Source organism: Terriglobia bacterium (assembly GCA_020073205.1).
Classification (GTDB): Bacteria; Acidobacteriota; Polarisedimenticolia; order Polarisedimenticolales; family JAIQFR01; genus JAIQFR01.
The window spans coordinates 1-13,193 of the sequence record JAIQFR010000117.1; the positions used below are offsets into that span (position 1 = coordinate 1).

At 68.6% G+C, this 13,193-nt stretch carries 12 protein-coding genes and 1 pseudogene; 8 read left to right on the forward strand and 5 right to left on the reverse strand.

What is annotated here, in order from left to right; genetic code table 11:
• Positions 1–819: 819 nt before the first annotated feature.
• Positions 820–1,650, reverse strand: a pseudogene (gene ispG / locus LAO51_17550) ((E)-4-hydroxy-3-methylbut-2-enyl-diphosphate synthase).
• Between the two features lie 207 nt (positions 1,651–1,857).
• On the opposite strand from ispG, the gene LAO51_17555 reads away from it, so the two are divergent.
• Both LAO51_17555 and LAO51_17560 read left to right on the forward strand, forming a co-directional pair.
• Entirely contained in the window at positions 1,858–2,139 is a 282-nt protein-coding gene (locus LAO51_17555) for a hypothetical protein (GenBank protein MBZ5640546.1), read from the forward strand.
• A gap of 133 nt (positions 2,140–2,272) precedes the next feature.
• The gene (locus tag LAO51_17560; protein MBZ5640547.1) at positions 2,273–3,433 is read left to right on the forward strand and encodes a trypsin-like peptidase domain-containing protein; all 1,161 of its coding nucleotides are present in this window, start codon (positions 2,273–2,275) and stop codon (positions 3,431–3,433) included.
• 23 nt (positions 3,434–3,456) lie between these two features.
• Here the strand turns inward: LAO51_17560 and LAO51_17565 are convergent, their stop codons facing one another.
• Both LAO51_17565 and LAO51_17570 read right to left on the reverse strand, forming a co-directional pair.
• Positions 3,457–4,065: a hypothetical protein gene (locus tag LAO51_17565; protein MBZ5640548.1), complete on the reverse strand. Its 609-nt coding sequence runs from the start codon at positions 4,063–4,065 to the stop codon at positions 3,457–3,459.
• Between the two features lie 344 nt (positions 4,066–4,409).
• Positions 4,410–5,681, reverse strand: a complete 1,272-nt coding sequence (locus LAO51_17570) for an MFS transporter (protein ID MBZ5640549.1) — start codon at positions 5,679–5,681, stop codon at positions 4,410–4,412.
• Between the two features lie 105 nt (positions 5,682–5,786).
• On the opposite strand from LAO51_17570, the gene queF reads away from it, so the two are divergent.
• Entirely contained in the window at positions 5,787–6,197 is a 411-nt protein-coding gene (gene queF / locus LAO51_17575; protein MBZ5640550.1) for a preQ(1) synthase, read from the forward strand.
• On the opposite strand, the gene LAO51_17580 is transcribed toward queF, so the two are convergent.
• Positions 6,161–6,712, reverse strand: a complete 552-nt coding sequence (locus tag LAO51_17580) for a macro domain-containing protein (protein MBZ5640551.1) — start codon at positions 6,710–6,712, stop codon at positions 6,161–6,163. The genes queF and LAO51_17580 overlap by 37 nt on opposite strands.
• 132 nt (positions 6,713–6,844) lie before the next feature.
• Between LAO51_17580 and infC the strand changes: the two genes are divergently transcribed.
• From infC to LAO51_17605, 5 genes are all read left to right on the forward strand, one after another.
• Complete coding sequence (gene infC, locus LAO51_17585) at positions 6,845–7,393, forward strand: translation initiation factor IF-3 (GenBank protein MBZ5640552.1); 549 nt, start codon at positions 6,845–6,847, stop codon at positions 7,391–7,393.
• A 121-nt stretch (positions 7,394–7,514) separates the two neighbouring features.
• A complete protein-coding gene (locus LAO51_17590) occupies positions 7,515–8,894 on the forward strand; it encodes an insulinase family protein (GenBank protein MBZ5640553.1) in 1,380 nt (459 codons plus the stop codon).
• Positions 8,891–10,444, forward strand: a complete 1,554-nt coding sequence (locus tag LAO51_17595) for an insulinase family protein (GenBank protein ID MBZ5640554.1) — start codon at positions 8,891–8,893, stop codon at positions 10,442–10,444. Before LAO51_17590 ends, LAO51_17595 begins: the two co-directional genes overlap by 4 nt.
• 44 nt (positions 10,445–10,488) lie before the next feature.
• Positions 10,489–11,046: a dihydrofolate reductase family protein gene (locus LAO51_17600; protein MBZ5640555.1), complete on the forward strand. Its 558-nt coding sequence runs from the start codon at positions 10,489–10,491 to the stop codon at positions 11,044–11,046.
• Positions 11,034–11,399, forward strand: a complete 366-nt coding sequence (locus LAO51_17605) for a hypothetical protein (GenBank protein ID MBZ5640556.1) — start codon at positions 11,034–11,036, stop codon at positions 11,397–11,399. The genes LAO51_17600 and LAO51_17605 overlap by 13 nt, the downstream gene beginning before the upstream one ends.
• Positions 11,400–11,733: 334 nt before the next feature.
• Here the strand turns inward: LAO51_17605 and LAO51_17610 are convergent, their stop codons facing one another.
• Complete coding sequence (locus tag LAO51_17610) at positions 11,734–12,762, reverse strand: IS630 family transposase (GenBank protein ID MBZ5640557.1); 1,029 nt, start codon at positions 12,760–12,762, stop codon at positions 11,734–11,736.
• Positions 12,763–13,193: the final 431 nt, after the last annotated feature.

Genomic DNA, 13,193 nt, shown 5'->3' on the forward strand with positions numbered 1-13,193 from the left:
GACGTGGACGGCGTCGCCGGTCCCCTCGCACAGCAGCCCGCCGAGCGAAACGGACGGGCCGAGCAGAGGGTCCGCTCGCCGCGCCCTAGGCCGGTCGATGAGCACGATCGGCACGTCGATCCTCTCCTCCCCGAGCCGCGCGGCGAGGAGCCGGACGGGGAGGAGAGGGGGACCGAGGCCGGGGTCGAGCGCGAGCAGGACCGGCACCGACGAGACGGCGGCGCGCCGCGCGGAGGCGACGGCGAGCTCGACCGCGTCCTCCGCGCGCCCGGAGGCCGCGCCGGCCTCGAGGAGCAGCGCCTTGCCGGCGCGTCGCGCGGCCTCGATCAGCCGATGGAGAGCAGGAGAACCGCCGGCGTCGGCGCTCGCGCGGAGTGCGACGTGAACGCGGTCCGCCCGTGGGAGAACCGCCTCGGCGATCTCGATGGCCGCCGCGGCGTCGAGCCGCGGGTCGAGGCGGGCCGACAGCGCCACCTTCGGCCGCGCGAGCGCGACCCACCCGGCAAGTCGCGCGAAGCGCGCCACGTCCTCGGCGGAACGCAGCGTGGCGGAGAGGACGTCGGCCCGGTTCTCCTCGGGCACCCCCGAGCCGATCTCGCCTTCGGCCTCTCCGCGGATCCCCTCCTCGTCGCGAAGGGAGGCGAGGAGCGGCACCTCGACGAGGACCGGCTGCGCTCCTCCGATCGCGCGAGGCCCCATCGCGACCTCTCGGGCGGCGCGACGCGACCCCGTGCCGATCGCCGGCGTCGAGACGGCCGCGGCGTCGTCCCGACGGTCCAAGGCGCCGGCCATCCGCGCATTGAACGGCGCCACGAGCGCCCGGGCCACCGGGATCTCCGCGACCGGGTCCTCCGTCAGGGAGACGCGGACCGTGTCGCCGAGCCCTTCCTCCAGGAGGACGCCGATCCCGATGGCGGACTTCACCCGGCCGTCCTCGCCGTCGCCGGCCTCGGTCACGCCCAGGTGCAGCGGGTAGTCCATGCCAAAGGCGTCCATCCGAGCCGCCAAGAGCCTGTAGGCCTCGAGGACGACCTGCGGGTTCGAGGCCTTCATGGAGAGGACCAGCTCGCGGAATCCCTCATCCTCGGCAATCCGCACGAATTCGAGGGCGGACTCGACCATGCCCTCCGCGGTGTCGCCGTGGCGGTTCATGATCCGGTCCGACAGCGAGCCGTGATTGGTCCCGATGCGCATCGCGACCCCGAGCTCCCGGCAGCGACGCACCAGCGGGACGAACGAGCGGCGGATCCGCTCGATCTCCGCGGCGTACTCGGCGTCGGTGTAGTCCCGGCGGGCGAACCGCTTCTTGTCCGCGAAATTGCCGGGGTTGATCCGGATCTTCTCGACGTGCTCGACCGCCTTCATGGCCGCCGCCGGGGTGAAATGGATGTCCGCGACCAGCGGCACGCTCACTCCGCGCGCCGCGAGCTCCCGCCGGATGCCGGGAAGGTTGTCGGCGTCGGCCGACGTCGGCACCGTGACCCGCACGATTTCGCAGCCGGCGTCCACGAGGCGCACGATCTGCGCCACCGTGGCGGCCGTGTCGGTCGTCGCGGGGGTGGTCATGGACTGGACGCGGATCGGATGGCGCCCCCCCACGGCGACGTCGCCGACGTGCACCACCCTTGTCGGCCGGCGCCGATACGTCATCGAACCCTGCTCCGTGGCCAAATCGGTCCTCTCCCCGCGGAGCCTCGTCCCGCACCGGTATTCTAGTCGGCGGCTCGCGCGGGGGCGAACGTCGCGGTTCTCGTCGTCGGGCCGGCCCGGGCCGTGGCCGAAAATTGGCAGTGGCCGCGGAGCCGCCCTGGACGAATACTGACACCGGAGGCGCTCGAGAGCGCGAAGGAGCGATTCGTGAACAGCCGCCATCGTCGAATCGCCCTGATCCTCGCGATCCCGGGAATCGCGGCGTGCGTCCTCGCGATCGCCGCGTTCCTGCTCGACTTCCTCCACAACAGGCTTCCCTGGGTCGGCGAGGAATCCCACCGCGCTCAGTACCTGGTGCTGGGCCGTGTGTTCACCCGGGGCTTCGTGGCCGGGTTCTTCCTCTGCTTCTTCCTGATGCTGGTCGCCTTCTCGGTCGGGACCTGGTTCGATCAGCGGCGGGAGCAAAGGAAGACCTCGCAAGGCGCCTAGCGGTCACCGCCTCTCGACCCGCGCTCTGGTACGATGGACCCCCTTCTCCGCGTCGCGCGGAGAAGTCCGATGGACCGGAGGTCGAGATGGGAAGGCGGATCCCACCGACCTCTCGAGCGCGGAGAGGACCCGAATGAGAGGACGCGCGTGGATCTTCGGCTGCCTGTTCGTCGTGGCCGTCGGCGTCGTGCTCGGCAAGGGCTTGTGGACCGGGCCGCAGGCCGTTCCTTCCGAGGGGACCGGGTCGGACGAGGCCGCCGCCCAGGCGCCGGAGCGCGCGGGCGGCGCGCAGCTCTCGCCGGCCCCGGTCGCCCCGATCCCGGAGGGGCTCGGCGCGGAGGAGCGCAGGGACATCGAGGTGTTCCGGCAGGCCTCGGCGTCGGTGGTGTTCATCACGAGCATCGCTCTCCGCCGCGACTTCTGGTCGTTCGACGTCATGCAGATCCCGCAGGGAACGGGGAGCGGGTTCGTCTGGGACAAGAAGGGGCACATCGTCACGAACTTCCACGTGATCGAGGCGGGGGACAAGTTCTCGGTCACGCTCGCCGACCGGTCGGAGTGGGAAGCGGACGTCGTCGGCGCCGCCTCCGACAAGGACCTGGCGGTGCTGCGGATCGCCGCGCCCACGGACCGGCTGGTCCCGCTCACGCAGGGGAAGTCGCACGACCTCCTCGTGGGGCAGAAGGTCCTGGCCCTCGGAAACCCGTTCGGCCTCGACCACTCGATGACGTCCGGGATCGTCAGCGCGCTGGGACGTGAGCTGAAGTCGCCCAACGGGCGGATCATCCGCGACGTGATCCAGACCGACGCCGCCATCAACCCGGGCAACTCTGGGGGGCCGCTGCTCGACTCCAGTGGCCGCCTGATCGGCGTGAACGCCGCGATCGTCAGCCCCAACGGCGCATCCGCGGGAATCGGTTTCGCCGTCCCGGTGGACACCGTGAAGCGCCTGGTGCCCCAGCTGATCGAGAAGGGACGCGCGGTCAACCCCGGCGTCGGAGTCGCGCTCCTGTCCGACGCCCAGGCGAGCCAGTTCGGACTCGAGGGCGCGGTCGTTCTCAGCGTGGTCGCGGGTAGCCCGGCCGATCACGCCGGGATCGAGGGGATCGGCCGGAGCCGCCGGGGCTACGTGGTCGGAGACATCGTCATCGCGGTGGACGGCAAGGCGGTCAAGACGACCGACGACCTCTCATACGCCTTCGAGACCGCGGGAGTCGGCCGGACGGTCACGCTGACCCTCGAGCGCCAGGGGCAGAAGCGCGACGTGAAAGTCACGCTGAGGGACATCCGGTAGCCGGCTCCTCCGGCCTCCCACCGTCAGCTCGTCCGCTCCCTGAGAACCCTGGGAACCTGGAAGCGAACGTCCACCGGCGACTCGAGTCCGGGCCCGCTGATCCTGAGTGTCAGCACGCCGTGGAGCCCGCCTTCGGGCAGAGGGAAGTACAGCAGCGAGTGGAACCAGGTGAACGGCCCGAGCTCCACCTGGTCGATTCTGAGCCCGCGACCCACCAGCGTCGGGTAGAAGCTCCCACGGACCGCCAGGCTCGTGTCGAACTGGTTCCCCACGACCATCGGGTGCGACCGAAGCAGGGACGCGTCGAACTGACGCTTGGGGTAGTTCCGGGCGATCTCCTCGAACGGCACCGCACGGTACGCCCGGCCGCTTTCGTCAAGGAGGGTGAACGACTCGGGGGTCACGCGGACGCTGGACCCGGGACCGGAGAGTCCTATCGCCACCGCGAGAGGGACGTAGCTGTCGCGGGCGTGCATCGCTGCCGGGTAGCTGTCCACGAGGAGGGTGAGACGATCGCCCATCCCGCGGTACGTCGCGTAGGCGTACCCTTCGCTGGTCGCGGGCGGCTCGGCCGCGCCGAGCGAGAGCGCGGCCACGCCGAGGATCGCGGGAACGAATCGAAGTCCTCTCATGTTGTCACCGAACCCGCTCCGTCCCCCTGGAGCGGTTCCTTTCGTTCGCCGAGGGGTGCGATTCCCGCGCCAGCCGCGGCGGGCACGCCAACCGCACGTGATCTGCGTCGCTTCCGGCGTCCGATCACGGCTCGCAGGCGAGACCGGCTGAAGGCGCGGGGCCCCACACGGTCGGCCGAGCGCCGAGCGTGCAGGGGATAGGGGCCCCGAACGCTTGCGAGGCGCGCGGGCGGCCGATGTGGGTCGCGCCGAAGTCGGCCGCCGAGAAGCCGTGACCGGACGCGGGAGGGCGCCGGTGTTCGCTTTAGGGGACCGAACGTCCTGCGTGGAGGGCGTCGGGTCGGCTACGCGGCTCCGTCAGGGGAGACCGATTCGCGGGCGGCCGAGAGCCGCGGAGCCCTGGAGGCGAACGCCAGCGCCGCTGCGATACAGACCACCCCGCCCAGCCGGACGGCGACGGGCGTCCCCCAGAGCTTCGCGAGGGAGCCGGACAGCAGCGAGCCGAAGGGGGCCATCCCGAGGAACATGAGGGCGTACAGGCTCACCACGCGCCCGCGGAGGTCCGGGGGGGCCACGAGCTGGAGGAAAGCGTTGCTGGTGGCCATCTGCACGATCATCGCCCCCCCGATCACGACGAGCAGCGCCGCGGAGAGCCAGAAGGTCCTGGAGAACGAGAACGCGAAAAGACCGGCGCCGAAGAGGGTCATGGCCGCCGCCACGATGACGCCCGAACGACGGGTCGAGCGCCGTCTCGCGATCGACAGGGCGCCGAGCACGGCGCCCGCCCCCGCCGCGCCCATCAGGAACCCGAGGGTCCGCTGGCCGCCCCCCAGCACGTCCCGGGCGATCGCCGGCATCAGGATCGAGTACGACATGCCGAAGATGCTCGAGACCGCGACCAGCAGGAGGATCGTCCTCACGCGCGGCGTTCTCCACGCGTAGGCGATCCCCTCTCGGATCCCGGCGGTCCACGACATGGCGTCCGGCGCCGGCGCTTTCTCCCCCACGCGGATGAGCGCGAGGCCGACGAGCACCGCGAGGTACGACACCGCGTTGAGCAGGAAGCACGCCGTCTCGCCGAACTCGGCGAGGATGAGCCCGGCGATCGCCGGCCCCACGAGCCGGGCGGAGTTGAACGCCATGGAGTTCAGCGCGATGCCGTTCGGCAGGTCCTCCCGCCCGACGAGGTCGAACAGGAACGTCTGGCGGATCGGGACGTCGAAGGCGTTCACGGTCCCGAGGAGGAGCGCGAGGATCGCGACGTGCCAGACCCGCACCGATCCGCTGGCGGTGAGGTACGTCAGCACGCCCGCCTGGACCATCGAGAGAGACTGGGTCCAGAGGAGCGCGGTCTTCCGGTGAACGCGGTCGGCGAGGACGCCGCCCACGAGGGTGAACACCAGCATCGGGGAGAAGGCGCAGAACCCCACGACCCCCAGCTGGAAAGCGGAGTTCGAGAGGCGGAACACCAGCCAGCCCTGCGCCACCGATTGCATCCAGGTGCCGATCAGCGAAACGAACTGGCCGGTCCAGTAGAAGAGGAAATTCCGGTGCCTCAGGGCACGGAAGATCTCCGGCGCGAAGGGGAGGATCCGCCCTTCAACAGGGATCGTCATGGGCGCCGATTCTAGCCCGCGGTGCGCCGGCTCGCCCTAAGAGGGGCTGGCCGGAGACCGGCGGTTGGGCTAGATTCGGCGCGCGAAACACGGAGGGCTCCCCCGGTGACCAGGCGATCGTCGAAGCGGCTCCTGACCTTCCCGAACCCGGAACCGGCCCGCGACTTCACCATCGAGTTCACCTGCCCGGAGTTCACCTGCCTCTGCCCGAGGACCGGCCAGCCGGACTTCGCCACGATCTCGATTTCCTACGTGCCCGACCGCGCGTGCGTCGAGCTTAAGTCCCTGAAGCTCTACCTCTGGTCGTTCCGGGACGAGGGGCACTACCACGAGGCGGTGACCAACCGGATCCTCGACGACCTGGTGGCCGCGGTCCGGCCACGCAGGATGCGGGTGGTCGGGGATTTCAACGTCCGCGGTGGGATCCACACGGTCGTCACCGCGGAGCACGTCTCCCCACCGCGGCGTGGCGCGGCGCGTCAGAGAGGGAGCGCGGCCTCCAGAGCCTCCCGGTAGCGCTCCAGGGCCTCCTCTCCCAAGAGACAGAAGATCACCCTCCGCGGCGGCGCCCCGGACTCGAGGTGCCGGACGGCCTCCCCGAGCAGGATCCGGGCTGCGCGATCCATCGGAAAACCGAAGATGCCCGAGGAGATCGCCGGGAGGGCGATCGACTGGAGTCCCTTCTCCGAGGCGCGGGCGAGCGCGTCGCGGCACGCGGACGCGAGCAGCCGGTCGCTCTCCGCGGGGCCTTGCCGACCCCAGACCGGTCCGACCGCGTGGATCACGTACCGGGCGGGAAGGCGTCCGCCCGACGTGGCCCGTGCGCCGCCTTCCGGGCAGACCCCGATCCGGTCGCATTCCTCCTGCACCGTCGGCCCGCCCCTCCGGCGGATGGCTCCGGCGACACCTCCTCCGAGCTTCAGCGCGGAGTTCGCCGGATTCACCACCGCGTCCACCTCGAGGAGCGTGATGTCCCCTTCCACCAGCTCCAAGGACCCTCCTTCGACGACTCTGTGGTAGCGCGGCGCCATCCTTCATGCTCCCGAGGCCGGCCGGAGGCCCGACGCCATCTTATTCCAGGAGCGAGGCTTGGCGCCGTGGAGCCGCATTCGCTTGGCCCCGCCCGCCCAGGATGGTATAGTTCCGCAGCTTCCCGGGGCGCCCTGCGGCGTCCCTTCGAAAGGAGGAGGTGTCGAATCGACGAGAAGGTTCGTGTCAACAACCAGATCCGCCTGAGTCCCGTCCGCCTCATCGACGCCGAAGGCCAGCAGGTCGGCGTCGTTCCCCTCGAAGAAGCCCGCCGGTTGGCGGAGGACGCCGGCCTCGATCTTGTCGAGGTGGCACCCGAGGCGCGCCCCATCGTGGTCAGGATCATGGACTGGGGCAAGCACCGGTTCGAGACCGCGAAGAAGGCGCGCGAGGCACGTAAGAAAGAGAGCCGGATCACCGTCAAGCAGATCAAGCTGCGCCCGAACATCGACGATCACGATCTCGAGACCAAGCTCGCCCACGCCCGCCGCTTCCTGGTGGACGGCGACAAGGTCAAGGTCACCATCATGTTCCGCGGGCGCGACCTGCGCCGGCCGGAGAACGGACGGAAGGTCCTGGACAAGGTCATCGAGATGCTCACCGACGCGGCGCTGGTCGAGTCGGCTCCGGGCGAGATCGTCAATCGCGACATGAGCATGGTGCTCGGGCCTCGCAAGCACTGAGGCCCGGCGGCGGGCCCGCCGCGCATTCGCCGGCCTGGGCGCGCCCACCGCGCCGGCAGGGCGCCCACGAGGGAGCCGCCGGGGCCCGGCGCCTGACGCGTCGATTCTGGAGGCCGCCGTGATGATGCTCCGCAGCCCACTCGTGGGGTCCGCGCTTTCCGTTCTCGCCGCGCTCGCGGCCACGCTCCTCGCGAAGGAGCCGGAGCGGGGAGGCGGCTCGCCTCGCCGGATCTTCCCTTTCGCGGCCTCGGAATCGGTCCTGGACAACGGCCTCCGCGTCGTCGTGGTGCCGATGGACAGCCCCGGGATCGTGGCGCACTACCTCGTGGTCCGCACCGGCTCCCGGAACGAGGTGGAGCCGGGCCTCTCCGGGTTCGCCCACTTCTTCGAGCACATGATGTTCCGCGGCACCGAGCGCTATCCCTCGGACAAGTACAACGACGTCTTGAAGCGGCTCGGCGCCGACTCGAACGCGTTCACGACCGACGACTGGACCTGCTACCACGTCGTCGCCGCGTCGTCGGCGCTCGAGACCCTGATGGACCTCGAGTCGGACCGGTTCATGAACCTCAAGTACACGGTCGAGGCGTTCCAGAAAGAGGCCGGCGCGGTCCTCGGGGAGTACAACAAGAACTTCTCGGTGCCCTTCATGTCGATCCACGAGAAGCTCCGCGAGACCGCCTTCGACCGGCACACCTACAAGCACACCACCATGGGGTTCCTGAAGGACATTGAGGACATGCCCCACCAGTACGACTACAGCCTGAAGTTCTTCGAGCGGTGGTACCGCCCGGACAACTGCGTGCTGGTGGTGGCCGGGGACGTCGATCCCGGCCGCGTCCTGGAGCTGGCGAAGAAGTACTACTCCCCGTGGCGGAAGGGAGCGGCGTCGCTCGCCACCACCCTGGACGGCCCTCAGGGAGGGGAGCGCAAGGCCCACATCGCCTGGAAGAACCCGACGCTCCCGTACCTGGTCCTGTCCTGGCGCGTTCCGGCGTTCCGCCCGGACTCGGCCGAGGACCGGTCCCTCGACGTGCTGGCCGCGGCGGCGTTCTCCGAGACGAGCCCGCTCTACAAGGACCTGGTGCTCGACAAGCAATGGGTCGACGTGCTCGCCGCGAGCCACGAAGAGCGGCGGGATCCGTACCTGTTCACGGTGACGGTTCGCGTCAAGGACCCGGGGAAGGTCGGCGCCGTCCGCGACGCGATCGAGAGCGCGGTCAAGGAGCTCGGGCGGAAGCCGCTCCCCGCCGTGCGGATCGCCTCGGTGAAGCTCAATCTCCGCTACTCGTTCCTGGCCGGCCTGGACACCCCCGGCCGCGTCGCCGAGACCGTGGCGAATTTCATGCAGCTCACCGGCGACGTCGCCTCCATCGACACGACCTACGCGGCGTTCGAGGAAGTCACGGGAGCGGGGGTTCGGGACGCGGCGGCCCGTTTCCTCAAACCCGAGAACCGGACCGAGATCACCCTGGCGCCCGAGAAGGAGGCGAAGCGATGATCAAGCTCGCGCACCTCGTCCCCGCCTTCGCCGTCGTGGCGGCGGGTCTGATCGCCGCCGGGGCCGACGGCCTCCTCGCTGCGTCGCGAAAGGGGGCGGCGGACGCGGGCGGCTCGCGGATCCCTTCGACGCTCGTCCCGTCCAACGACAACCCCCTCGTCGCGCTCAGGATCCTGTTCCACGTGGGATCCGTGAACGACCCGAAGGGGAAGGAAGGGCTCGCGGACCTCACGGCGGCGATGCTCGCCGAGGGGGGAGCCAAGAAGCTCTCGTACCCCCAGCTCCTCGATGCCCTGTTCCCGATGGCCGCCTCGATCGGAGTCCGGGCCGACCGGGAGGTCACCGTGGTCTACGGGACCGTCCACCGCGACAACCTCGCCGGGTACCACGCCCTGCTGCGCCAGGTGCTGCTGACGCCGCGATTCGACTCCGCGGACTTCGAGCGGCTCAGGGCCGATCAGCTCAACGACCTCACCACGAGGCTCCGCGCCGCGGACGACGAGAACCTCGGCAAGGAGGCGCTGGCCGCCGCGATGTACGCCGGCCAGCCTTACGGCAGGCCGGTGTCCGGCACGGTGGCGGGGATCAAGTCGATCACGCTCGAGGACGTGAAGGCCTTCTGGGCCCGGCACTTCACCCGGAACAACGTCGAGCTGGGGCTCGCGGGCGGGTACCCCGAGCCGTTCGCGCGGGAGGTCGCCGCCGATCTCCTGAAGCTCCCCGAGGGCAAACCGAAGCCCGCGGACCTTCCGGCGCCCCGCCCCCCCGAGGGGATCGAGGCGACGATCGTGACGAAATCCGCGCGCGCCTCGGCGATCTCCATCGGGTTCCCGCTGGCCGTGACGCGGTCCGACGACGACTTCTACCCGCTGATGGTGGCGAACTCGTTCCTTGGCGAGCACCGCACGTTCAACGGCCGGCTCATGAACAAGATGCGGTCCGAGCGCGGCCTCAACTACGGCGACTACTCGTACGTCGAGAGCTTCATCCAGGAGGGCGGCTCGACCTTCCCGCGGCCGAACACGCCGAGGCGCCGCCAGGCGTTCACGATCTGGATCCGGCCGGTCCCGCCCGAGGCCGTCCACTTCGCGATCCGCCAGGCGATGCGCGAGCTGGACCGGCTGGTGCGGGAGGGGATGACCCAGGCGGACTTCGACTCGACGAGGGAATTCCTGCTCAGCTACAGCCGGCTCTTCACGCAGACCGCCTCCCGGCGGCTCGGCTACGAGATGGACGGGAAGTTCTACGGGAAGGGGAGTCTCGTGGACGAGCTGCAGAAGCGGCTCCCGGCCATGACCGTCGAGCAGGTGAACGCCGCGATCCGGAAGTACCTAGAGGCCCGGAACGCCTACCTCGCCGTGGTGACCGACGACGACGGGGCGAAGGGGCTGGCGGAGGCGCTCGCGTCCAATGCTCCATCGCCGATGAAGTACGAAACGGCGACGAAGCCGGAGGTTCTCGAGGAGGACAAGGAGATCTCGGTCTTCCCCCTCAAGGTCGACTGCGAGCGGCTGCGGATCGTGCCGGCGACGGAGCTGTTCGAGAAGTAGCCCGGACGCTCGGTGAGCGCGACCGGGAGGGCGAGAACTCCGCAATGAGAGCATCCGTCTTCATCGCGACGAGCCTCGACGGCTTCATCGCTCGCGCCGACGGCGGCCTCGATTGGCTGCCGCCGGGCGGCGGCGAGCCCCACGGCTACGACGAGTTCATGGCGACGGTGGACGCGCTCGTCATCGGCCGAAAGACCTTCGAGACGGTCCTGGCCTTCGACGCGTGGCCCTACGGCGAGAAGCCCGTGTTCGCGCTGAGCACGCGCGCGCTCCCTCCCGCCCCTTCCGGGGCGAGGATCGAGCGCATGTCGGGGCCTCCTGCCGAGATCGTGTCGCAGCTCGAGGCGCGCGGCGTTCGGCACGTCTACGTGGACGGCGGCGTCACGATCCAGCGGTTCCTCGTGGACGGACTCATCCAGCGCCTCTTCATCACGCGCGTTCCCGTTCTCCTTGGGGCGGGGATCCCCCTCTTCGGCGCGCTCGAGCGTGACGTCGTCCTTCGCCACGTTGCGACGCGGCAGTTTCAAAGCGGCCTCGTGCAGAGCGAGTATGTGATCCCCGCCTCTGATGGGCATGTAGAGGAGATTCCATGGTTCAAGTGACGATCGATGGAGACACGGTTCTCTTCGAAGTCGAAGGATGGGACAAGCTCTGGTCGTTGAGGAGCCGCCTCGGAATCCCTCTCGCCCATATCAAGGGGGCTCACCCTGATCCCGATCCGGCCATGGGGTGGTTCAAGGGTCTCAAGCTGGCAGGCACCGACGTCCCCTACGTCTTCAAGGCGGGCACGTTCTACCAGGAGGGTGGCTTGATCTTCTGGGACGTGCGTCACCCGGAGCACGCGTTGGCCGTCGATCTCGAGCACGAGCGGTACCGGAAGCTGGTCATCGAAGTCGACGATCCGAACGCCGAGGCGGCGTTGATCAACGACGCCCTGGCCGCTCGTCGCGCCTGACACGCGGCCCGACCCGCCGGTCGCGCGCCAGGGGCCCTTCGTCGCTCACACGCCGCGATGACCTCCCGCGCCGCGACTTCTTCTCCGCGCGCGATTCGTCGCGGCCGCGGAAGCCGGCGGAAGCGCTTGCATTCCCGATCGGTTGGACGTAGAAAGCGAACACCAGAGCTTGCGGCTGGGCGCGGCCGGAGCGCGAACATGATCGATCCTGATTTGAAGATTCGAAGGTGCTCGGGGCCGACGGGTAATACCATAATCCCCGAATGGTGACCGCCATAAGGTGATAACAGAGTTGTGTCGATTACTACCGGGAGCGGTTTATAGGCGACAGTTGTCACGCGGCGTAATGGACATGCGATTCGAGAAAGTAGCTCATTACGAGGTTGGGCTGGCGTTGGGTCGACCGCGGGTATCCCCGAACGTCGCCCATCAACTCGGTCTTGTTCGAGGCGCGCCTTCGACCGAGGGCGTTGCTCTTCACGTCTTGGTTGAGCATTTCGTCGGGGTTCAATTCCGGGCTGTAGCTCGGGAGAAAGAACATCCGGATTTTGGCTTCGTGCTTGCGGAGCCAACGCTGGACACTCGCAGCGCGGTGTACCGGATGGCGATCGACGATCAAGAAGATCCGCTGCTTCACATGCCGGACGAGGCGCTTGAGGAATCGCAGGAACACCTTCACCCGGAACCCCTTCTCGAACACCATGAAGGCGAGGCGACCGCGATTCGTGATCGTCGAAATCATGTTGCAGCGAAATCGCTGGCCGGTTCCCAGAATCACAGGCGTCGTCCCGCGACGGCCGTAGGTACGGCCGACCTGGTGATCCGATCGCAGCCCCATCTCGTCGCCCCAGTGGATTTCGGCCCCAAAACGCTTGGCGTCGCGCTCGATCGTCGGATACTCCATCTGAAGCCAATGGCGCACTTCCGCGGGGTTCTGTTCGAAGGCCCGTCGAACCGGTTTCTGCGGGGTCATCCCCCACGCCTTCAAGTACCGACCCACCGTCCAGACCGAAACCTCCACCCCGAACTCGTTCTTCAGCAACTGTTGGACCGCCTCCCGCGTCCACAGCGCGAACGGAAGCCGGAGCTGGTCCGGGCCCTTTCCGACGATCCATCGGATCGCCCGAGACCGATCTGCCGCCACGAGGCGAGGTCGAGCCGGTCGCCCTCGCTTCCGACCCGCCAGCCCCTTCGAACCGTGTTCTTCGTGGAGCCGCGACCACTTGTTGACCGAGGCGCGCGACACCTTGAACACCGAGGCCGCTTCGACCTGTCGCATGCCTCCCCGAACGGCACGAATCACGCGTTTTCGGAGGTCTTCCTGAGCCGACGACGACAAAGAACGGGCGTCTTTGATTTGCATGAACCGAGGATAGCACGATTCGCATGAAATGCCTAGTATTTTATGCTCCGATTAGTAACAGCTTCCGAGAGAGCGGAGAGAGTTCTGACCTGGAAACCGCACGCGCGGGGGCTTCCTGTTAACGGAGAGAGTGTACGGCTTTGAGGAAACGTTGGAATGACGCGCAGATCCGCGGCCTTAGGGTGCGATTCGACGGAGTGGAGTTCGTAGCTCTGTGAAGTTGGCTCCGCACCCTGATCAGTCTTCACAACTCCACCAACTCAGTCGAGATTGCGGACCATCAACCGTGCTGGGCAGCGCCCGTGGCTCTCCGGCCCGCGTGAGCTGTTTCACGCGGCGATGTGCCACACGATCCGTTGATCGGGTGCGATCGCCTTGAGGAGCCGCTCTACCTTCTCGACGGTCGGCATCGCCCGTCCCTGCTCGTATCG

Excerpts from the sequence above, each read along its gene's own strand:
- LAO51_17600 (MBZ5640555.1), top strand. The coding sequence starts at position 10,489 with ATGAGAGCATCCGTCTTCATCGCGACGAGCCTCGACGGCTTCATCGCT.
- LAO51_17605 (MBZ5640556.1), top strand. The coding sequence starts at position 11,034 with ATGGTTCAAGTGACGATCGATGGAGACACGGTTCTCTTCGAAGTCGAA.
- LAO51_17560 (MBZ5640547.1), top strand. The coding sequence starts at position 2,273 with ATGAGAGGACGCGCGTGGATCTTCGGCTGCCTGTTCGTCGTGGCCGTC.
- LAO51_17580 (MBZ5640551.1), bottom strand. The coding sequence starts at position 6,712 with ATGGCGCCGCGCTACCACAGAGTCGTCGAAGGAGGGTCCTTGGAGCTG.
- LAO51_17565 (MBZ5640548.1), bottom strand. The coding sequence starts at position 4,065 with ATGAGAGGACTTCGATTCGTTCCCGCGATCCTCGGCGTGGCCGCGCTC.
- LAO51_17610 (MBZ5640557.1), bottom strand. The coding sequence starts at position 12,762 with ATGCAAATCAAAGACGCCCGTTCTTTGTCGTCGTCGGCTCAGGAAGAC.
- LAO51_17595 (MBZ5640554.1), top strand. The coding sequence starts at position 8,891 with ATGATCAAGCTCGCGCACCTCGTCCCCGCCTTCGCCGTCGTGGCGGCG.
- LAO51_17570 (MBZ5640549.1), bottom strand. The coding sequence starts at position 5,681 with ATGACGATCCCTGTTGAAGGGCGGATCCTCCCCTTCGCGCCGGAGATC.
- LAO51_17590 (MBZ5640553.1), top strand. The coding sequence starts at position 7,515 with ATGATGCTCCGCAGCCCACTCGTGGGGTCCGCGCTTTCCGTTCTCGCC.